The organism is Shewanella sp. DAU305, assembly GCF_026802235.1.
GTDB classification, from domain to species: domain Bacteria; phylum Pseudomonadota; class Gammaproteobacteria; order Enterobacterales; family Shewanellaceae; genus Shewanella; species Shewanella baltica.
This window is the reverse complement of sequence record NZ_CP113808.1, coordinates 727,502-749,766: the sequence shown is the minus strand read 5'-3', so window position 1 is coordinate 749,766 and position 22,265 is coordinate 727,502. Positions and strand designations below refer to the sequence as shown.

Below are 22,265 nucleotides of genomic sequence, written 5' to 3'. Positions count from 1 at the left end.
CACCAAGACCTAAGCCTTGGCAATATCAACAACTATGGTGTGGGCCTAAGCCCACACCATCATATTACCAACGGTAATGAGCAAAGGCTTTGTTAGCTTCAGCCATGCGATGCACGTCTTCACGCTTCTTAACAGCAGTACCTTTGTTTTCAGACGCATCCAGCATTTCACCTGCCAGACGTAAAGCCATAGATTTTTCACCACGCTTACGAGCAGCTTCAACTAACCAGCGCATCGCCAGTGCGTTACGACGCACAGGACGAACTTCACATGGTACCTGGTACGTAGAACCACCAACGCGACGAGATTTAACTTCGACTGATGGGCGAACGTTGTCCAGGGCTGCTTCAAGGATAGTCAGATGTGATTCGCTTTTCTTTTCAGCGACAACATCTAGTGCCTTGTAGATAATTTTTTCTGCAGTCGACTTTTTGCCGTCTTGCATAATGACGTTGATGAACTTAGCCAGCAACTCACTGTGAAACTTTGGATCTGGTAGGATTTTACGTTGTCCTACAACGCGACGTCTTGGCATAACAATTCTCCGTATGCTTCAGGGATTTCCAAAACTGGAATTCTCAAAATAAAACTAGCTTGGCCTTACTTAACGGATAAGTTAAGACTTAGGACGCTTAGCACCGTATTTAGAACGGCTTTGGCGACGTGAAGTCACGCCTGCACAGTCTAATGCGCCACGAATAGTGTGATAACGCACACCTGGTAAGTCTTTAACACGACCACCACGGATTAAGATCACGCTATGTTCCTGCAGGTTGTGGCCTTCACCGCCGATGTACGAAGTCACTTCGAAACCGTTAGTTAGACGCACACGAGCTACTTTACGTAGTGCAGAGTTAGGTTTTTTAGGGGTAGTTGTGTACACACGTGTACAAACACCACGTTTTTGCGGGCACGCATTCAACGCAGGCACGTTAGTCTTGTCGACTTTTGGCGCGCGTGGCTTACGTACCAACTGGTTTACAGTTGCCATGTATAGCTCCGAGTCAGTTGAATCAAACTCAACGATAAGGTGTGAAAAATCTATATCCCACAATGGTGGGACGCGGAATTTTAGAAAGGTAATGCCTGACTGTCAAGAAATAGCCAACTTTTGCGGCATATTACAAGAAAAAAGGCGCCATAGGCGCCTTTTTATAACAAACTGATTACTTAATCTTGGCTACCAGCCAGGTTTAAGAGATCGGCCAAGTTCTGTTCGGCTTCACTTGCAGTGATCTTATTCACTACTACAGGTTCGTTTTTCTTCGCACGCGCTTCATTACGAGTCTTGTGATAAGCGTAACCAGTACCGGCTGGGATCAGTCGGCCAACGATAACGTTTTCTTTCAGACCACGTAATTGATCGCTCTTACCACCTACGGCGGCTTCGGTCAGTACGCGCGTAGTTTCTTGGAACGATGCTGCTGAGATAAAGGATTCTGTTGCCAGAGATGCTTTAGTAATACCCAGTAGTTCACGTTCGAAAGTCGCAGGCACTTTACCTTGGGCGATCAGTTCGCGGTTAGCGATCTTCACGCGTGACACTTCAGCTTGTTCCCCTTCGAGGAAGTCAGTGTCACCAGCAGAAGTGATAAGACACTTACGCAGCATTTGACGGATGATCACTTCGATATGCTTATCGTTGATCTTCACGCCTTGCAGACGGTAAACGTCCTGTACTTCGTTCACAATGTAGTTTGCTACGTTGTGGATACCACGAAGACGCAGAATGTCGTGTGCCGCTTCTGGACCGTCAGCGATAACTTCACCACGTTCGACTTTTTCACCTTCGAACACGTTTAAGTTACGCCACTTAGGGATCATCTCTTCATAATGATCGCCGCCATCAGCAGGTGTAATCACCAAACGACGCTTACCTTTGGTCTCTTTACCAAACGAGATGGTACCAGAGATTTCCGCCAGAATAGCAGGCTCTTTTGGCTTACGCGCTTCGAACAAGTCAGCAACGCGTGGCAGACCACCGGTGATGTCGCGTGTTTTAGACGATTCCTGAGGAATACGAGCTAAAGCATCACCCACGTTGATTTGCGCGTTATCTTCCAAGTTAACGATCGCACTACCAGGTAAGAAGTACTGTGCTGGTACTTCAGTACCAGGGATCATCAAGTCAGCACCATTAGCGCCAAGCAGACGGATCATTGGGCGCATTTCTTTACCCGCTGTACCACGCTGACCAACGTCAAGGATCACGATTGATGACAGACCCGTTAGTTCGTCTGTTTGACGTGTCATAGTGACACCGTCAATCATGTCTACGAACTTGATACTACCCGCCACTTCAGAAATGATTGGGTGAGTATGTGGATCCCAGTTAGCGATAACATCGCCCGCTTCAACAGCTGCTTCTTCTAGCTTCTCGAGCACAGTACCGTATGGCACTTTATAACGCTCTTTCTCACGACCCAACTCGTCAATAACGGCCAGTTCAGAAGAACGAGAAACGATAACCAGTTTGCCGTCACTGTTAGTAACATGCTTAGCATTATGCAGTTTCAATGAACCCGAGTTTTTCACTTGGACATTGTTTTCTGCAGACGCTCTTGATGCCGCACCACCGATGTGGAACGTACGCATCGTTAACTGTGTACCTGGTTCACCGATAGATTGTGCTGCCACAACACCGATTGCTTCACCGTGGTTAATGATATGACCACGAGCCAAGTCACGACCGTAACAGGCTGCACACACACCGAAATCGGTATCACAAGAAATAACAGAACGTACAATCACTTCATCGATTGAATATTCTTCTAACTTGTCACACCAGGCTTCGTCGAGTAGCGTGTTACGTGGTGCGAGTACGTCTTCAGTGCCTGGATAGAACACATCAAGCGCAACCACACGACCCAGTACGCGTTCACGTAACGGCTCAACCACATCACCACCTTCAATCAGCGGCTTCATGGTTAGACCTTCGTGAGTACCACAATCGTCTTCGATAACCACTAAATCTTGTGCAACGTCTACAAGACGACGAGTCAGGTAACCCGAGTTCGCAGTCTTCAATGCCGTATCGGCTAGACCTTTACGCGCACCGTGAGTAGAAATAAAGTACTGGAGTACGTTTAGACCTTCACGGAAGTTAGCGGTAATTGGCGTTTCAATGATTGAGCCATCTGGCTTAGCCATCAGACCACGCATACCCGCCAACTGACGGATCTGTGCGGCACTACCACGAGCGCCTGAGTCAGCCATCATATAGATGCTGTTAAACGAGGCTTGTTTCTCTTCAACACCATCACGGTTAATCACTGTCTCAGTTGACAGGTTTTCCATCATAGCTTTAGAAACTTTTTCGTTGGCACTTGCCCAGATATCGATAACTTTGTTGTAACGCTCACCGGCTGTAACTAGACCAGATTGGAACTGCTCTTGAATTTCAAGAACTTCCGCTTCTGCATCAGCAACTAAGGTGTATTTCTCGTCTGGAATAACCATGTCATCGATACCTACAGAGGCACCAGAGATGGTTGCAAAACGGAAACCGGTATACATCAATTGGTCAGCGAAGATAACAGTATCTTTCAGACCCAGTTGACGATAACAAGTGTTCAACAGTTTAGAGATCTGCTTTTTGCCCATGTTCTGGTTAACCAGATCAAATGACAAACCTGCTGGCAGAATAAGTGACAGCAGTGCACGACCCACAGTCGTATCAACGATACGGCGTTGTTCAGTACGTTCACCAGTGTCACCAATAATGGTTTCAGTGATACGTACTTTAACGCGGGCATGCAATTCAGCAGCGCCAGTTGCGTAAGCTTTTTCAACTTCAGCAACAGACATAAATGCCATACCTTCACCACGGCCGTTAATACGCTCACGGCTGGTGTAGTACAGACCCAATACCACGTCTTGAGACGGTGTGATAACAGGCTCGCCGTTAGCTGGTGACAGGATGTTGTTGGTAGACATCATCAGGGCACGGGCTTCAAGCTGCGCTTCCAGTGTTAACGGTACGTGTACCGCCATTTGGTCACCGTCGAAGTCGGCGTTGTATGCCGCACAAACGAGTGGGTGTAACTGGATTGCTTTACCTTCAATCAGTACTGGTTCGAACGCTTGGATACCCAGTCTGTGCAGTGTTGGTGCACGGTTGAGCATCACTGGATGTTCGCGGATCACTTCATCCAGAACGTCCCATACTTCCGCCACTTCACGCTCAACCATCTTCTTAGCCGCTTTGATGGTAGTAGCTAAGCCACGACCTTCAAGCTTGCCATAGATGAATGGCTTGAACAGTTCCAATGCCATCTTCTTAGGAAGACCACATTGGTGCAGACGTAGAGTAGGACCTACGGTAATTACCGAACGACCAGAATAGTCGACGCGCTTACCCAATAAGTTCTGACGGAAACGACCTTGCTTACCTTTGATCATATCGGCCAAAGATTTCAGAGGACGCTTGTTAGAACCGGTAATAGCACGACCACGACGACCGTTATCTAATAGCGCATCAACAGACTCTTGTAACATACGCTTTTCGTTGCGTACGATAATGTCTGGCGCAGCTAAATCTAACAGACGCTTCAAACGGTTGTTACGGTTGATCACGCGGCGATACAGGTCGTTAAGATCTGAAGTCGCAAAGCGGCCGCCATCGAGCGGTACCAGCGGACGTAAGTCAGGTGGTAACACAGGCAGTACTTTTAAGATCATCCACTCAGGCTTGTTGCCTGAAGTGTAGAATGCTTCCATCAGCTTAAGACGTTTAGTCACTTTCTTGCGACGAGTCTCAGAGTTGATTGACGGCAATTCTTCACGCATTTGTTCAATTTCTTTCGCTAAATCGATAGCACGTAACAGTTCAAGTACTGCTTCGGCACCCATTTTAGCTTCGAACTCATCACCGTATTCTTCTAATGCATCCAGATAAGTTTCTTCTGTCAGCATTTGGCCACGTTCAAGGCTGGTCATGCCAGGCTCGATCACGACAAATGATTCAAAATACAGTACGCGTTCGATATCACGCAGCGTCATATCCAGCATTAAGCCGATACGTGACGGTAGTGATTTTAAGAACCAAATGTGCGCAACTGGGCTAGCCAGTTCGATGTGACCCATACGCTCACGACGTACTTTAGTTTGGGTTACTTCAACGCCACACTTCTCACAAATAACACCACGGTGCTTCAAACGTTTGTACTTACCGCACAAACATTCGTAATCTTTGACTGGGCCAAAGATACGCGCACAGAACAGACCTTCACGCTCAGGCTTGAAGGTACGGTAGTTGATGGTTTCTGGCTTCTTAACTTCACCAAAAGACCAAGAACGGATCAGATCAGGCGATGCCAGACCAATTTTGATGCCGTTAAATTCTTCAGTCTTGCTTTGCTGTTTCAGAAACTTTAATAAGTCTTTCACGTTTCTCTCCTGAAGGAGTTAAACCGGGTGCTCCGCTCGCACGGAGCACCATTCTGTTTGCCAAACGCGGCTAAAGGCCTGCGCTTATGCCTGATCCAACTCGATATTAATACCGAGTGAACGGATCTCCTTCAGTAACACGTTGAAGGACTCTGGCATGCCAGGTTGCATCTGATGGTTACCGTCGACGATGTTCTTATACATCTGAGTACGACCGTTAACGTCATCCGATTTAACAGTGAGCATTTCTTGAAGCGTATAAGCGGCACCGTATGCTTCTAGTGCCCACACTTCCATCTCACCGAAACGCTGACCACCGAACTGAGCTTTACCGCCCAGTGGTTGTTGAGTCACTAAGCTGTACGAACCGGTAGAACGGGCGTGCATCTTGTCATCAACTAAGTGGTTCAGTTTGAGCATGTACATGTAACCAACAGTTACTTGACGCTCAAATTCGTTACCGGTACGACCATCAAACAACTTCAACTGACCAGAGGTTGGCAAACCTGCAAGTTCAAGCATCTGCTTGATCTCTTTCTCTTTAGCACCATCGAATGCAGGAGTTGCAATCGGGATACCGCCTTTCAGGTTAGTCGCAAGACGTAATACTTCATCATCGGTGAATGAATCGATATCGACGCGCTGTTGCACTTCGTCACCTAATTCATAAACTTGTTTGATGTAGCCACGAACTTCAGCCAGCTCACGCTGTTCTTCAAGCATCGCGGTGATCTTGTTACCAATGCCTTTGGCAGCAGCGCCCATATGGACTTCAAGTACCTGACCAATGTTCATACGTGATGGAACACCTAGTGGGTTCAATACGATGTCTACTGGGTTACCTTGTTCGTCATACGGCATGTCTTCGATTGGGCAAATCTTAGAGATAACACCCTTGTTACCGTGACGACCCGCCATCTTGTCACCAGGTTGGATAGTACGCTTAACCGCTAAGTAAACCTTAACGATCTTGAGTACGCCTGGAGCCAAGTCATCACCTTGGGTGATCTTGCGACGTTTGATTTCAAACTTCTTATCGAAGTCAGCTTTCAGCTCTTCATGCTGTTCAGCTAATTGCTCAAGTTCAGTTTGTTTAGTTTCATCGTCAATGACTTGAATCAAAACATCTTTACGTGGCAAGGCAGCAATTTGCGCGTCAGTGAAACCAGCACCGATTAACAAGTTACGCGCACGGCTCAATACACCTTCTTCAAGGATCTTGAACTCTTCGCCTAAGTCTTTACGAGCTTGGGCAATGTGCATCTCTTCGATTTCAACTGCACGCTTGTCTTTCTCAACGCCGTCACGGGTAAATACCTGAACGTCGATGATAGTACCCTTAACAGAGTTAGGTACACGCAGTGAACTGTCTTTAACGTCAGACGCTTTCTCACCGAAGATAGCTCGCAATAACTTCTCTTCTGGCGTTAGCTGTGTTTCGCCTTTTGGCGTCACTTTACCAACCAGAATATCGCCGCCCTTCACTTCTGCACCAATGTAAACGATACCTGACTCGTCGAGTTTCGACAGAGCAGACTCACCTACGTTTGGAATATCAGCCGTGATTTCTTCGCTACCCAACTTAGTATCACGAGCAATACAAGACAGCTCCTGAATGTGGATAGTAGTGAAGCGGTCTTCTTGCGCTACGCGCTCAGAAATTAAGATCGAATCTTCGAAGTTGTAACCGTTCCAAGGCATGAACGCGATACGCATGTTCTGGCCAAGGGCTAAGTCACCTAAGTCAGTAGACGGACCGTCTGCTAACACGTCACCGCGAACCACTGGCTCACCAACTGAACAACAAGGACGTTGGTTGATACAAGTGTTTTGGTTAGAACGGGTGTACTTAGTCAGGTTATAAATGTCGATACCGGCTTCGCCTGGGCGTAGCTCATCTTCATTTACCTTAACAACGATACGGCTCGCATCAACGTAGTCTACAAAACCACCACGCTTAGCAACAACCACAACACCTGAGTCAACAGCAAGAGTACGTTCAATACCAGTACCTACTAGCGGCTTTTCAGAGCGCAGTGTTGGTACGGCTTGACGTTGCATGTTCGCACCCATCAATGCACGGTTAGCATCATCGTGTTCTAAGAACGGGATCAGCGACGCAGCAACAGAAATGATCTGTTGTGGCGAAACGTCCATATACTGGATGTCAGCAGCGCGCATAAAGGTAGATTCACCTTTATGACGACAAGCAATTTGCTCTTCTGCCATACGACCGTTCGCATCAATTTCAATGTTCGCCTGTGCAATCACATAACGACCTTCTTCGATTGCTGACAAGTATTCCACTTCGTCAGTAATCACGCCGTCGATAACCTTGCGGTATGGCGTTTCAAGGAAGCCGTATGAGTTAGTACGGGCAAAGCTTGCTAATGAGTTGATTAGACCAATGTTTGGACCTTCAGGGGTCTCAATTGGACATAAACGACCATAATGCGTTGGATGTACGTCGCGGACTTCGAAGCCTGCACGTTCACGAGTCAAACCACCTGGGCCAAGAGCAGAAATACGACGCTTATGCGTTACTTCTGATAGCGGGTTGTTTTGGTCCATGAATTGTGACAGCTGAGAAGAACCGAAGAACTCTTTCACTGCAGCAGAAATTGGCTTAGCGTTGATCAAGTCTTGTGGCATCAGCTCGTTCAGATCGCCTAAAGATAGACGTTCACGCACGGCGCGCTCAACACGGACTAAACCTACGCGGAATTGGTTTTCAGCCATTTCACCGACGCTACGAATACGACGGTTGCCTAAGTGATCGATATCATCGACTTCGTCGAAACCGTTACGGATATGAATGATGTTCTTCATTACCGCGACGATGTCTTCTTTAGACAATACACCGCTACCTTCGTCATCAGGAATGCTGAGACGACGGTTGAACTTCATACGACCTACTTTAGACAGGTCATAACGCTCTTCACTGAAGAACAAGTTCTGGAATAGTGCTTCGGCAGCATCTTTGGTTGGTGGCTCGCCAGGACGCATCATACGATAGATCTCAACCAGCGCTTCTAAGCGGTTAGTGGTTGAATCGATACGCAGCGTATCTGAAATATAAGCACCATGATCTAGCTCGTTGATATACAACGTGCTGAGTTCTTTAATACCGGCCAATGATAATTTAGCCAGATCTTCTAGGCTAATTTCACTGTTGGCAGAGACTAAAACTTCACCCGTGTCCGGATCGATATAATCTTGAGCAGCATACTTGCCCACGATATATTCAACTGGCACTTCGAGCTCAGTGGTATTGGTTTTTTCTAATTGGCGAATGTGGCGCGCAGTGATACGACGACCGGCTTCAACCAATACAGAACCTTCAGCATCCTTGATGTCATAACTGGCAGTTTCGCCACGCAGACGCTCAGGAACCAAAGCCATAACCAGAGTATCTTTCTTGATCTTGAACTCAACGCGTTCGAAGAACAGATCGAGGATCTCTTGAGTAGAATATTCTAATGCACGTAACATGATGGTCGCAGGCAATTTGCGGCGACGGTCAATACGCACAAATAGTGCATCTTTAGGATCGAATTCAAAGTCAAGCCATGAACCACGGTAAGGAATAATACGTGCGTTATACAGCACCTTACCTGATGAGTGGGTTTTACCACGGTCATGATCAAAGAACACGCCTGGAGAACGATGTAATTGAGATACGATTACACGCTCAGTACCGTTGATAACAAAAGTACCGTTATCCGTCATCAATGGGATATCACCCATGTAGACTTCTTGTTCTTTAATATCTTTTACTGTGCCCGCCGCTGCTTCACGGTCATACAACACCATGCGTAATTTAACGCGTAGTGGAGCTGAGTACGTAACACCACGGATCTGACACTCTTTCACATCAAAAACAGGCTCGCCAAGCTTATAGCTGACGTATTGCAGTTCTGAATTACCAGAAAAGCTCTTGATGGGAAAAACGCTACGGAAGGCGGCTTCTAAACCGCGCTCACCGGTAGGATCTTGATCGGTGAACTTCTTAAAAGAGTCTAGCTGGATAGACAATAAATAAGGGATATCCAAAACTTTTGGACGCTTACCAAAGTCTTTGCGAATACGCTTCTTTTCAGAATAGGAGTAAACCATGGGTTTCCTCTGCTTACGAGATGTGACCAAGACTGAATAAATAACTTAAGTTATTAAAATTCAGCACGTTTGCCCATCACCGTTGATGGCAAGAACCTAACCAGTAATCTCTGCTAGGGACTGCAAAATTTGGCGACAAACGGTGAAAAAAAATCGCCAGCGCATATAGCGCAAAAAAGGCCGACGGTTAAAAAACCGCCAGCCTCCACCCAAGTGGCTTGGGTGAGCAAGCTAAATAATAGCTTACTTGATTTCTACAGAAGCACCAGCTTCAGTAAGTTCTTTCTTCAGAGCTTCAGCTTCTTCTTTAGAAACGCCTTCTTTAACTGCTACTGGAGCAGCTTCAGACATAGCTTTAGCTTCTTTCAGGCCTAAACCTGTTGCGCCACGGATTGCTTTAATAACAGCAACTTTGTTGTCGCCGTGAGCAGTCAGAACTACGTTGAATTCTGTTTGTTCTTCAACAACAGCAGCTTCAGCACCACCAGAAACAACAGCAGCAGCGGCAGAAACGCCGAACTTCTCTTCCATTGCTTCGATCAGTTCAACAACTTCCATTACAGACATAGCTGCAAAGGCTTCTAAGATTTGGTCTTTAGTGATAGACATAACAAATGTTTCCTATTGTTCTGAATTCAATTTTATTAAGCAGCCAGCTTGAAATTAAGCGGCTTCTTGTTTTTGATCGCGCAGGGCGGCCAGTGTACGAACGAACTTGCCAGCAGATGCTTCTTTCATAGTCATCATTAACTGAGCTAGTGCTTCTTCGTATGTTGGCAGTTTCGCCAAACGATCAATTTCAGCTGCAGGGATGAAATTCCCTTCAAAGGCTGCGCCTTTAACTTCGAAGTTAGCTTGTTCTTTAGCAAAGTCTTTTAACAGACGTGCTGCAGCACCTGGGTGCTCTAAAGAAAAAGCAATCAAAGTTGGGCCAGTGAACGTTTCTGCTAGGCACTCAAAAGCTGTACCTTCAACAGCACGACGAGCCAATGTGTTACGTACTACACGTACATATACACCAGCTTCGCGAGCTTTTTTACGCAGACCGGTCATAGCACCTACAGTCACACCGCGAGAATCAGCGGCAACTGCAGATAGCGCACCTTTGGCAGCTTCGTTGACTTCAGCAACAATCGCTTTTTTGTCTTCGAGTCTTAATGCCATTGGCTTTACTCCTGGATTCTACCTAGGGTATTCCCTAGTATTTACCATACTAAATACTTATGTATTTAGTGACTTACGGTGCAGATTATCCAGTAAAAAATTTAGCTGGGGCCTGACACCGTCTACGCAGGAAATTAAGTTATTTTTACAAAAAACACCTGCGGTCTTGGACGGAAACCTGAGTTAAACACCGCTAAAACGGAGGATAAAACAGGCTTCAACCCACAAAGTGCGCGCATTATAGACTAATGCACGCGCTTTGTAAAATTATACGGTTGTTTCAAGCGTAGCTTGATCAACTGCAACACCTGCACCCATAGTGGTAGAGATGCTGATCTTTTTCACGAAAATGCCTTTAGCAACTGCAGGCTTAGCCTTTTTCAGTGCTGACACTAACGCTTCCAAGTTTTCTTTCAATTGAACTGGTGTGAAATCCACTTTACCGATAGTAGTGTGGATAATACCGTTCTTGTCGTTACGGTAACGAACTTGACCAGCCTTGGCATTCTTAACAGCTTCAGCAACGTTTGGCGTTACTGTACCTGTTTTAGGGTTAGGCATTAAACCACGTGGGCCTAAGATTTGACCTAACATACCAACAACGCGCATTGCATCTGGAGATGCGATAACCACGTCAAAGTTCATTTCACCGGCTTTGATTTTCTCAGCCAGATCATCCATACCAACTAGCTCAGCGCCAGCTGCTTTAGCAGCTTCAGCATTTGCACCTTGTGTAAATACTGCAACGCGAACGTCACGACCAGTACCGTGTGGCAACACTGTTGCACCACGAACGTTTTGGTCAGATTTACGTGGGTCGATACCAAGATTAACTGCTACGTCTACACTTTCAACGAATTTTGCAGTTGCTAATTCTTTTAACAGAGCAACAGCTTCGTTGATATCGTAGCTTTTAGTACCGTCAACTTTCTCGCGAATTACGCGCATGCGTTTAGTTAGCTTTGCCATTATATTAATCCTCTACAACCAAACCCATTGAACGCGCAGTACCTTCGATTGAGCGAGTCATCGCTTCAATGTCAGCACCAGTCATATCGGCAGCTTTAAGTTCAGCAATTTCTTGAACTTTAGCGCGAGCGATAGTACCCACTTTCTGAGTGTTTGGACGTGGAGAACCTGATTTCAGGCCTGCAGCAGTCTTCAGTAAGTAAGACGCTGGAGAAGTCTTGGTTTCAAAAGTGAATGAACGGTCACTGTATACAGTGATCACGACTGGAATAGGCATGCCTTTTTCCATTTTTTCTGTACGGGCGTTAAACGCTTTACAGAATTCCATGATGTTCACACCTTTTTGACCCAAAGCTGGACCAACTGGTGGTGACGGGTTCGCAGAACCTGATTTTACTTGTAGCTTAATATAAGCATCAATCTTCTTTGCCATCTGACATTTCCTCAGTTTGGGTTCAAACGCGCATCAGCGACATGCTGACGTGCTCCCCCGAAAACAACGGGGACGAATTATATAGAAATTCGCCCCCGTTGCCAAACGGATTTTGTATTTTATTTAATCAGCCTTTTTCAACTTGACTGAAATCAAGTTCAACAGGCGTAGAACGACCAAAGATCATTACTGATACTTTTACGCGGCTCTTGTCATAATCCACTTCTTCAACGGTACCGTTAAAGTCAGCAAATGGACCATCACACACACGAACCAATTCACCTGGCTCAAATATGGTTCTATGAGTCGGTGACGCTGTCGTTTCTTGTAAGCGACGCAGAATTGCATCCGCTTCTTTATCTGAAATTGGGGCAGGACGATCAGACGTTCCGCCAATAAAGCCTAAAACACGCGGGATGCTTTTGACTAAATGCCAGCTGTCATCGTTCATTTCCATCTGGACTAACACATAGCCAGGGAAAAATTTACGTTCGCTCTTGCGACGCTGACCTGCACGCATTTCAATGACTTCTTCAGTCGGAACCAATACTTCACCGAAGTATTCTTCCATGCCGTGCATCTTAATGTATTCAATCAGTGACTTACAAACTCGGCCTTCATAGCCTGAGAATGCCTGCACTACATACCATCTTTTTTTAGCTTCTTTAGCTTCAGTCATTCGAGGTGCCTATACGCCAGTGATAAAATTGACAATTCGCATTAACACAGCATCCATACCCCAAAGGATAAGAGCTAAGATACCTGTTGCTGCAAGGACAATAAAAGTGGTGTTTAGCGCTTCTTGACGCGTCGGCCATACAACCTTGCGCACTTCGATATGCGCTTCACGGGCAAAAGCTAACGCTTTTTTACCTTTTACAGTCTGGAGCGCAATAAAACCAGCAATAGCGAATGCAACGATAACACTAAGCGCACGTATGACGGCACTGGCTTCGCTATACATTTGATTGCCAATAACAGCAGCGGCTAGCAATACAATCACTAAACCCCACTTCACGATATCCAGAGAATTGTTCTGGTTTTCAGTATTTGTTGTCATCGGTTTTTCCGTTACTCAATACGGCCTGAGCTTAGAGCACATTAATTGACGGGCATAATTCCCACATCATACTCTGCATTTCCGAACACCCTTAGAAACGCAAAATAGCATAAGCTCAGGGTCAAAAATCGGCCATAGATTGTATTCTTATTCGACTTTGTAAGCAAGGATGCGAATCCCATGCAAACCACAAAACCTATGAAATAATCCACTTAAACAAAAAAGGAAGCCGAAGCTTCCTTTTCAAACTAATCTCTATCGCTATTAAGCAATGATTTTAGCTACTACACCAGCGCCTACTGTACGACCACCTTCACGGATTGCGAAGCGTAAACCTTCGTCCATCGCGATTGGGCAAATCAGAGTAACTACCATTTTGATGTTGTCGCCAGGCATTACCATCTCTACGCCTTCTGGCAGTTCGATAGTACCAGTCACGTCTGTTGTACGGAAGTAGAACTGTGGACGGTAGCCTTTGAAGAATGGAGTGTGACGTCCGCCTTCTTCTTTTGACAGAACATAAACTTCTGATTCAAAAGTAGTGTGTGGGTTGATTGAACCTGGTTTAGCCAATACTTGACCACGTTCTACGTCATCACGCTTAGTACCACGTAATAACACACCACAGTTCTCGCCTGCACGACCTTCGTCAAGCAGCTTACGGAACATTTCTACGCCAGTACACGTTGTTTTAGTCGTAGTGCGAACACCAACGATTTCAACTTCGTCACCCACTTTAACAATACCACGCTCAACACGGCCAGTGACTACAGTACCACGGCCAGAGATTGAGAATACGTCTTCGATTGGCAGTAGGAACGGCTTATCGATGTCACGTTGTGGTTCTGGAATGTAAGAATCCAGTGCATTAGCCAGTTCAATAATCTTAGCTTCCCACTCTGGTTGGCCTTCTAGCGCCTTCAGAGCTGAACCTTGGATTACTGGTAAGTCATCACCTGGGAAATCGTATTCTGACAGAAGTTCACGAACTTCCATTTCTACCAATTCCAGTAATTCTTCGTCATCTACCATGTCACATTTGTTCATGAACACGATGATGTACGGTACGCCAACCTGACGAGAAAGCAGGATGTGCTCACGAGTCTGTGGCATTGGACCGTCTGTAGAAGCAACTACTAAAATCGCGCCGTCCATCTGTGCAGCACCAGTGATCATGTTTTTAACATAGTCAGCATGGCCTGGGCAGTCTACGTGTGCGTAGTGACGAGTTGGAGTATCGTATTCGATGTGAGAGGTATTGATTGTAATACCGCGCTCACGCTCTTCTGGAGCGTTATCGATTTGAGAGAAGTCTTTAGCTTCGCCACCGTAGGTCTTAGCCAGTACGTGAGAGATAGCTGCAGTCAGTGTGGTTTTACCATGGTCAACGTGACCAATGGTGCCCACGTTTACATGGGGCTTAATACGTTCAAATTTAGCTTTAGCCATGGTAATGCCTCAGTCCAAGAATCTTGGTGATGAAAACTAACATATAGAAAAAATCCGATGCATTAAAATGACATCGAACCGATTATGTTTAGGCGTAGGAGCTAAATTTAGAGAGGCTGGTGCTGATAGGCAGATTCGAACTGCCGACCTCACCCTTACCAAGGGTGTGCTCTACCAACTGAGCCATATCAGCAACTAATTTGGAGCGGACAGCGGGAATCGAACCCGCGTTATCAGCTTGGAAGGCTGGAGTAATACCATTATACGATGTCCGCGCAACCTAACTAAGGCTACCTAACTACCTAGAAAAAAGTGGTGGAGGGAGAAGGATTCGAACCTTCGAAGGCTGAGCCGTCAGATTTACAGTCTGATCCCTTTGGCCACTCGGGAACCCCTCCACAGAAAATGGTGCCGGCACCAAGAGTCGAACTCGGGACCTACTGATTACAAGTCAGTTGCTCTACCAACTGAGCTATGCCGGCATATCATTTCGGAACGGGATATTAGGTAAATGCGCTCTCAAGTGCAAGTAAAAAACGTCCATTTACGTAAAAAAAGCGCTTGAACGGTGTTTTTTTACACGTTATCCGACTTTGACGACCAATTAAACAGCGAATACATCAAACGACGACGGAAACACGACTGCAATCACCCATTTAGTATTGTTCCGAATAATCTCATAGTGTACTGTGCCTTTCCTAAGCTGAGGAAAGCCAATGACTTCTAAAAATTCAATTCAAAAAGCACTCTATCTCGCCTTTGAGCGCCTGCAATGGTCTGAGTTACGAGATTCAGTGCCGCTGACGCTGAGTGAGCAAGACTTGGAAAACCTTAGAGGCATAAATGAGAAGATATCCTTATCGGAAGTCACTGATATTTACCTTCCCCTTAGCCGGCTACTCAATTTAATTGTCAAAGCTAAGCAGCAACGTGGCTTAGTGGTTGATGAGTTCCTTGGGCAAAAGCCATCAAGAAGCCCTTACATCATTAGTATTGCCGGCAGTGTCGCCGTCGGCAAAAGTACCACAGCGCGTATCTTGCAAGCCTTGCTACGGCATTGGCCTGAGCACCCTAAGGTCGATCTCGTCACAACGGATGGCTTTTTGTATCCGCTGGCAGACTTGAAACGTAAAGGCTTGTTACAACGTAAGGGATTTCCAGAAAGCTACGATATGAAAATGCTGGTTGAGTTTATCTCGGCAGTGAAATCTGGCCAACCCCATGTGAAAGCGCCTATCTATTCACACGTCACCTATGACCGTGTTAAGAATCAGCACCAAACCGTTTCTCAGCCAGACATCTTAATTTTGGAAGGCTTGAATGTACTGCAGACTGGGCTCGACTCCCCCGTCGATACCCGTCGTCCTTTTGTCTCCGATTTTGTCGACTTTTCTATTTATGTCGATGCGGAAGAGCCGTTACTCAAACAATGGTACAAAGAGCGCTTCTTGCAATTCCGCTCTGGCGCCTTCAGTGACAAGAAATCCTACTTCCATCACTATTTGACACTAACTGACGATGAAGCCAATACCATTGCCGCCAATATTTGGGACACGATTAACGGTCCCAACCTGCAATTGAATATTCAACCGACCCGTGAAAGAGCGCATTTGATCTTGCAAAAAGGCCAAGACCATTTGATGTCCCACGTACTGATGCGCAAATAGTCTTCTGTAAAATAGCCTCTTGGGTGCTTAGCGCGCCCTTAAGCTAATTTCACCGCCGATAAATGCTTGCACACCGTCGGCGGTTTCGAGCAATACCGCACCCTGCTCATCAACGCCGCGACAAATCCCTTCGACAGACTTTTCACCCATAAGCAAACGTATTTCACGGCCATAAAATAAGTCTGCCGCTTGCCAACGAGCCTTGAATGCCGCTAATCCTTCACGTTCAAATAGCTGGATATCGCGCTTCAGTTGCTTCTGTAATTCGATAACAAGCGCAGTCTTATCTGGCATATCGACCAACTCTGACAGGTCACTCCAAGGCTGATCGATACCTTTGCCTTGCGCCTCTGACATCGCCATATTAACGCCAACACCAATGATCAGCTGGCACTGACTATCTGCCTGTCCCGACATTTCAATCAAGATCCCGGCAAGCTTCTTGTTATCCAAATAGATATCATTTGGCCACTTAACCCCAATATTCTCGACCCCAAACGATTTAAGCACTTCAACTAGAGTGCACGCCACCACTAAACTTAGACCCATGGCCTGTGCCATTCCCTGCGGGAATGTCCAAAACAATGAGAAGTACAAGTGATGCCCATAGGGCGACACCCAAGTGCGACCTCGGCGACCGCGACCAGCAGATTGATACTCTGCCACGCACACATCGCCATTTTTTAGCTCAGTGGTATGACTCAGCATAAAGCCGTTGGTACTTGCGATCTCATCAAAATAAAAACAACGGTTATCAATTGACTGCACTAAACGTGAAGCATCAATCAAAGAGATGGGATTGGCTAGCTTATAGCCGCGACCTTTAACGCTATAAATTGCTACGCCATAGGTTTCTAACGCATCAATGTGCTTATTTACAGCGGCGCGCGAAATCCCAAGTTCAGTGGCTAACTGCTCGCCTGAAACAAATTGACCACTAGACAATAACGCTAATATCTGGCGCTTTCTTCCCCAATTATCAGACATACAAATCTCCTTCACCGTTAGCGCCCATGATTCTAGGTTCCGCTTCTAGCACAACACCAAATTTATCCTGTACTTGCGCAATAACATGCAGCGCTAAGCGACAAATATCGCGCCCCGTTGCCCCGCCTCGATTCACTAATACCAAAGCTTGTTTGTCATGCACAGCCGCATTACCAAGCACAAAACCTTTCAGTCCCGCTTGTTCAATCAACCAACCTGCCGCCAATTTCACCGTCGCATCCGCTTGCGCGTAACCCACTATCGTCGGAAAACGCTGTGCTAAATCTAGATAACAGGCCGCGCTAACAATAGGATTTTTAAAGAAACTACCTGCATTGCCGAGCACTGCTGGATCAGGGAGCTTTTCACTGCGCACTTGGCATACGCGATCAAAGATCTCACGCGCAGTGACGGTTGCAGGATCAAACGATTGCAATGGACCATAAGCCAAACGCGGTTGCCACCGTTTAACTAAGCGCAGTCCGACAGCAGTGACTACGGCAAGATTGCGTAATTTGTCTTTGAAAATAGACTCACGGTAAGCAAATTGACACTCAGCTGTACTTATACGCACAAACTCACCTGAGGGTAAATCAAGATACTCAACCCAATCACACACATCACAGAGTTCAACACCATAAGCGCCAATATTCTGGATAGGTGCTGCGCCAACCGTTCCAGGAATTAACGCCATATTTTCCAGCCCAAACATGCCATGCTCGAGCGTAAACTGAATTAACTCATGCCAATTCTCACCCGCCTCAACCTCGAGATAAAAAGCTTCTGCGTCTTCAGATACTTTTATCCCCTTCGATAAAATCCTGACAACTGTACCGTTAAAGTCCTCAGTGAAGACCAGATTGCTACCGCCACCAAGCACCAACATAGGCAATTGCTGTTGCCATAGTGGCAAACACATCGCCTGAACAGCTTCTTTTGAGTGCGCCTCAACAAGAGCGGCGCAAGACTGGGCTAAACCAAAGGAATTAAACGATTTAAGGCTATGAGATAGAGACATGTGTTTGATCAATGACGACAAAAACACATTGTAACTGCTAAAAGCGAGGATTGCAGCTAACGCGGGGGACACGTATTGATGAAATAGTCATCGTGGAGTAGGCATTTAGGCGAAAAATCACGCTAAACTTAACAAATTGCATACGCAAAAAAGCCAGCTTATTCAGCTGGCTTCGTTACATCTCTACGAGATAATTAGGCGCTTGGCGATGACCTACTCTCACATGGGGAGACCCCACACTACCATCGGCGCGTTTGCGTTTCACTTCTGAGTTCGGGATGGGATCAGGTGGTTCCACAAGGCTATTGTCACCAAGCAAATTCTGTTTATTACCGTGTCCATCTCTGGACCACGTTAATAATAATTCGGAAAGCTGATTTGCTTTGAGTCTTTAACTTTATCAAGTGTCGATATTCTGTCTAAGGCTTCTTTGTAAAACCCATCTGGGTTGTATGGTTAAGCCTCTCGAGTCATTAGTACATGTTAGCTCAACGCCTCACAACGCTTACACACCATGCCTATCAACGTCCTAGTCTCGAACGGCTCTTTAGAGGAATTAAATTCCTAGGGATGACTCATCTTAGGGCTCGCTTCCCGCTTAGATGCTTTCAGCGGTTATCGATTCCGAACGTAGCTACCGGGCAATGCCATTGGCATGACAACCCGAACACCAGCGGTTCGTCCACTCCGGTCCTCTCGTACTAGGAGCAGCTCCCTTCAATCATCCAACGCCCACGGCAGATAGGGACCGAACTGTCTCACGACGTTCTGAACCCAGCTCGCGTACCACTTTAAATGGCGAACAGCCATACCCTTGGGACCGACTTCAGCCCCAGGATGTGATGAGCCGACATCGAGGTGCCAAACACCGCCGTCGATATGAACTCTTGGGCGGTATCAGCCTGTTATCCCCGGAGTACCTTTTATCCGTTGAGCGATGGCCCTTCCATTCAGAACCACCGGATCACTATGACCTACTTTCGTACCTGCTCGACGTGTATGTCTCGCAGTTAAGCTGGCTTATGCCATTGCACTAACCGTACGATGTCCGACCGTACTTAGCCAACCTTCGTGCTCCTCCGTTACTCTTTGGGAGGAGACCGCCCCAGTCAAACTACCCACCAGGCACTGTCCCTAATCCCGATAAGGGACCTAGGTTAGAACATCAAAACTACAAGGGTGGTATTTCAAGGACGACTCCATCATGACTAGCGTCATAACTTCAAAGTCTCCCACCTATCCTACACATGTAGGTTCAATGTTCAGTGCCAAGCTATAGTAAAGGTTCACGGGGTCTTTCCGTCTAGCCGCGGGTATACGGCATCTTCACCGCAATTTCAACTTCACTGAGTCTCGGCTGGAGACAGCGTGGCCATCATTACGCCATTCGTGCAGGTCGGAACTTACCCGACAAGGAATTTCGCTACCTTAGGACCGTTATAGTTACGGCCGCCGTTTACCGGGGCTTCGATCATGAGCTTCTCTTGCGATAACCCAATCAATTAACCTTCCGGCACCGGGCAGGCGTCACACCGTATACTTCCTCTTGCGAGTTTGCACAGTGCTGTGTTTTTGATAAACAGTTGCAGCCACCTGGTATCTGCGACTCCCGTCAGCTTAGAGAGCAAGTCTCATCACCAACAAGAGCGTACCTTCTCCCGAAGTTACGGTACCATTTTGCCTAGTTCCTTCAGCCGAGTTCTCTCAAGCGCCTTGGTATTCTCTACCCGACCACCTGTGTCGGTTTGGGGTACGATTCCCACTAACCTGAAGCTTAGAAGATTTTCCTGGAAGCATGGCATCAACTACTTCAGTCCCTTAGGACCTCGTCATCAGCTCTCAGTCTGCACACTAAAGTGCGATTCCCCGGATTTGCCTAAGAAATCAACCTACCACCTTAAACGCGGACTACCAACGCCGCGCTAGCCTAGCCTTCTCCGTCTCTCCATCGCAGTTAGCGGAAGTACAGAAATATTAATCTGTTTCCCATCGATTACGCCTTTCGGCCTCACCTTAGGGGTCGACTCACCCTGCCCCGATTAACGTTGGACAGGAACCCTTGGTCTTTCGGCGAGGGGGTTTTTCACCCCCTTTATCGTTACTCATGTCAGCATTCGCACTTCTGATACCTCCAGCGTGGGTTACCCCTTCACCTTCAACGGCTTACAGAACGCTCCTCTACCGCGCATCTCTAATGAAATGCACCCGTAGCTTCGGTGACTAGCTTAGCCCCGTTACATCTTCCGCGCAGGCCGACTCGACTAGTGAGCTATTACGCTTTCTTTAAATGATGGCTGCTTCTAAGCCAACATCCTAGCTGTCTAAGCCTTCCCACATCGTTTCCCACTTAGCTAGTACTTTGGGACCTTAGCTGACGGTCTGGGTTGTTTCCCTTTTGACGACGGACGTTAGCACCCGCCGTCTGTCTCCCGAGTAGTACTCATTGGTATTCGGAGTTTGCAAAGGGTTGGTAAGTCGGGATGACCCCCTAGCCTTAACAGTGCTCTACCCCCAATGGTATTCGCTCGAGGCGCTACCTAAATAGCTTTCGAGGAGAACCAGATATCTCCCGGTTTGATTGGCCTTTCACCCCCAGCCACAAGTCATCCGCTAATTTTTCAACATTAGTCGGTTCGGTCCTCCAGTTGATGTTACTCAACCTTCAACCTGCCCATGGCTAGATCACCGGGTTTCGGGTCTACACCTTGCAACTAAACGCGCAGTTAACACTCGGTTTCCCTACGGCTCCGCTATTCGCTTAACCTCGCTACAAAATGTAAGTCGCTGACCCATTATACAAAAGGTACGCAGTCACGGTCTCAAGAACCGCTCCCACTGCTTGTACGTATACGGTTTCAGGTTCTATTTCACTCCCCTCACAGGGGTTCTTTTCGCCTTTCCCTCACGGTACTGGTTCACTATCGGTCAGTCAGGAGTATTTAGCCTTGGAGGATGGTCCCCCCATATTCAAACAGGATGTCACGTGTCCCGCCTTACTCGTTTTCATCAATGGTTAGTTTTCATGTACGGGGCTATCACCCTGTGCCGCTGTGCTTTCCAACACATTCCACTAACACCCCACTGACTTAAGGGCTAATCCCCGTTCGCTCGCCGCTACTAGGGGAATCTCGGTTGATTTCTTTTCCTCCGGGTACTTAGATGTTTCAGTTCCCCGGGTTCGCCTCGCAACACTATGTATTCATGTTGCGATAACAGCTTATGCTGCTGGGTTCCCCCATTCGGACATCGTTAGCTCAAATGCTTGTTACTAGCTCGCCAACGCTTTTCGCAAGTTACTACGTCCTTCATCGCCTCTGACTGCCAAGGCATCCACCGTATACGCTTAGTCGCTTAACCATACAACCCAAATGAGTTTCACTCACCTGAGTCGCATTGCGACCAGCTTGGTTTTACTTGTCTCACTTCTGACCAAAGAAGTGGACGCGCCTTAGACGTAAACTATTCAACTAAGAATAATTTACTTTTGAATATTCAAGACACTTAATAAAGTGTTTGAGAACTCATGTTCAATGCTTTCGCATTAAACGTTTTGTAATTAATTACATGACAGACTCATGCAATTAAATACTATCAGCTTTCCAAATTGTTAAAGAGCGGGCTTAAAAAAGCCAAAGATAATTTTTAAGTTTATCTTTGGCATCTCTATCCATAGTGCATATGCCTTATTACTTTGCAATAAAGTCAGAATAAGGTGTAAATGGTGGAGCTATGCGGGATCGAACCGCAGACCTCCTGCGTGCAAGGCAGGCGCTCTCCCAGCTGAGCTATAGCCCCATTTACATGCAGTGCGAGTAAGTAAGATGTTCCAAACCTCTAAAAGGATTGGTTTGCCAATCATTTCTTATCAAGGCGGACAGTGGCGACGTTTAGTTCACTAAACGAGTCACTTTCCAACGCTGAGAAGGAAGGATTGGTGGGTCAGAGTGGACTTGAACCACCGACCTCACCCTTATCAGGGGTGCGCTCTAACCAGCTGAGCTACAGACCCATCTT

The 22,265-nt window shown here is 46.7% G+C and carries 14 protein-coding genes, 6 tRNA genes and 2 rRNA genes; 1 reads left to right on the top strand and 21 read right to left on the bottom strand.

The genetic code is table 11. The features are described from left to right. Positions 1-64 precede the first annotated feature (64 nt). From rpsG to OX890_RS03125, 15 genes are all read right to left on the bottom strand, one after another. Complete coding sequence (gene rpsG, locus OX890_RS03195) at positions 65-535, bottom strand: 30S ribosomal protein S7 (RefSeq protein ID WP_006083604.1); 471 nt, start codon at positions 533-535, stop codon at positions 65-67. An 81-nt stretch (positions 536-616) separates the two neighbouring features. Then, the gene (gene rpsL / locus OX890_RS03190) at positions 617-991 is read right to left on the bottom strand and encodes a 30S ribosomal protein S12 (protein WP_006083605.1); all 375 of its coding nucleotides are present in this window, start codon (positions 989-991) and stop codon (positions 617-619) included. A 179-nt stretch (positions 992-1,170) separates the two neighbouring features. Next, the gene (rpoC, locus tag OX890_RS03185) at positions 1,171-5,388 is read right to left on the bottom strand and encodes a DNA-directed RNA polymerase subunit beta' (RefSeq protein WP_006083606.1); all 4,218 of its coding nucleotides are present in this window, start codon (positions 5,386-5,388) and stop codon (positions 1,171-1,173) included. A gap of 84 nt (positions 5,389-5,472) precedes the next feature. Further along, positions 5,473-9,504, bottom strand: coding sequence for a DNA-directed RNA polymerase subunit beta (rpoB, locus tag OX890_RS03180; protein ID WP_006083607.1), 4,032 nt, complete (start codon positions 9,502-9,504; stop codon positions 5,473-5,475). A gap of 243 nt (positions 9,505-9,747) precedes the next feature. Then, a complete protein-coding gene (gene rplL, locus OX890_RS03175) occupies positions 9,748-10,113 on the bottom strand; it encodes a 50S ribosomal protein L7/L12 (RefSeq protein WP_006083608.1) in 366 nt (121 codons plus the stop codon). Between the two features lie 54 nt (positions 10,114-10,167). Beyond that, positions 10,168-10,668, bottom strand: a complete 501-nt coding sequence (gene rplJ, locus OX890_RS03170) for a 50S ribosomal protein L10 (protein ID WP_006083609.1) — start codon at positions 10,666-10,668, stop codon at positions 10,168-10,170. A gap of 267 nt (positions 10,669-10,935) precedes the next feature. Further along, positions 10,936-11,637, bottom strand: a complete 702-nt coding sequence (gene rplA, locus OX890_RS03165) for a 50S ribosomal protein L1 (protein ID WP_006083610.1) — start codon at positions 11,635-11,637, stop codon at positions 10,936-10,938. 4 nt (positions 11,638-11,641) lie between these two features. Beyond that, on the bottom strand, positions 11,642-12,070 hold the full coding sequence (rplK, locus tag OX890_RS03160) for a 50S ribosomal protein L11 (RefSeq protein ID WP_006083611.1): 429 nt from the start codon (positions 12,068-12,070) through the stop codon (positions 11,642-11,644). A 127-nt stretch (positions 12,071-12,197) separates the two neighbouring features. Beyond that, positions 12,198-12,749: a transcription termination/antitermination protein NusG gene (gene nusG, locus OX890_RS03155; RefSeq protein WP_006083612.1), complete on the bottom strand. Its 552-nt coding sequence runs from the start codon at positions 12,747-12,749 to the stop codon at positions 12,198-12,200. Between the two features lie 9 nt (positions 12,750-12,758). Further along, positions 12,759-13,130: a preprotein translocase subunit SecE gene (gene secE / locus OX890_RS03150; RefSeq protein WP_006083613.1), complete on the bottom strand. Its 372-nt coding sequence runs from the start codon at positions 13,128-13,130 to the stop codon at positions 12,759-12,761. Positions 13,131-13,394: 264 nt separating this feature from the next. Beyond that, positions 13,395-14,579 carry an elongation factor Tu gene (gene tuf, locus OX890_RS03145; protein ID WP_006087508.1) on the bottom strand — a complete coding sequence of 395 codons (1,185 nt, stop codon included), beginning with the start codon at positions 14,577-14,579 and terminating at the stop codon, positions 13,395-13,397. A 117-nt stretch (positions 14,580-14,696) separates the two neighbouring features. After that, positions 14,697-14,772: transfer RNA gene (locus OX890_RS03140), tRNA-Thr, on the bottom strand. 8 nt (positions 14,773-14,780) lie between these two features. After that, a tRNA-Gly gene (locus tag OX890_RS03135) sits at positions 14,781-14,854 on the bottom strand. Between the two features lie 38 nt (positions 14,855-14,892). Beyond that, positions 14,893-14,977: transfer RNA gene (locus OX890_RS03130), tRNA-Tyr, on the bottom strand. Between the two features lie 8 nt (positions 14,978-14,985). After that, positions 14,986-15,061 (bottom strand) — tRNA-Thr (locus OX890_RS03125). Positions 15,062-15,295: 234 nt separating this feature from the next. Between OX890_RS03125 and coaA the strand changes: the two genes are divergently transcribed. Continuing rightward, complete coding sequence (gene coaA / locus OX890_RS03120) at positions 15,296-16,246, top strand: type I pantothenate kinase (protein WP_126490944.1); 951 nt, start codon at positions 15,296-15,298, stop codon at positions 16,244-16,246. A 27-nt stretch (positions 16,247-16,273) separates the two neighbouring features. On the opposite strand, the gene birA is transcribed toward coaA, so the two are convergent. The 6 genes from birA to OX890_RS03090 form a co-directional block, all read right to left on the bottom strand. Next, the gene (gene birA / locus OX890_RS03115; protein WP_126490943.1) at positions 16,274-17,233 is read right to left on the bottom strand and encodes a bifunctional biotin--[acetyl-CoA-carboxylase] ligase/biotin operon repressor BirA; all 960 of its coding nucleotides are present in this window, start codon (positions 17,231-17,233) and stop codon (positions 16,274-16,276) included. Beyond that, positions 17,226-18,251: a UDP-N-acetylmuramate dehydrogenase gene (gene murB / locus OX890_RS03110; RefSeq protein WP_126490942.1), complete on the bottom strand. Its 1,026-nt coding sequence runs from the start codon at positions 18,249-18,251 to the stop codon at positions 17,226-17,228. The genes birA and murB overlap by 8 nt, the downstream gene beginning before the upstream one ends. A gap of 200 nt (positions 18,252-18,451) precedes the next feature. After that, positions 18,452-18,567 (bottom strand): 5S ribosomal RNA (gene rrf, locus OX890_RS03105). Positions 18,568-18,703: 136 nt separating this feature from the next. After that, positions 18,704-21,608, bottom strand: a 23S ribosomal RNA gene (locus tag OX890_RS03100). Between the two features lie 362 nt (positions 21,609-21,970). After that, positions 21,971-22,046: transfer RNA gene (locus OX890_RS03095), tRNA-Ala, on the bottom strand. A 137-nt stretch (positions 22,047-22,183) separates the two neighbouring features. Then, positions 22,184-22,260 (bottom strand) — tRNA-Ile (locus OX890_RS03090). Positions 22,261-22,265: the final 5 nt, after the last annotated feature.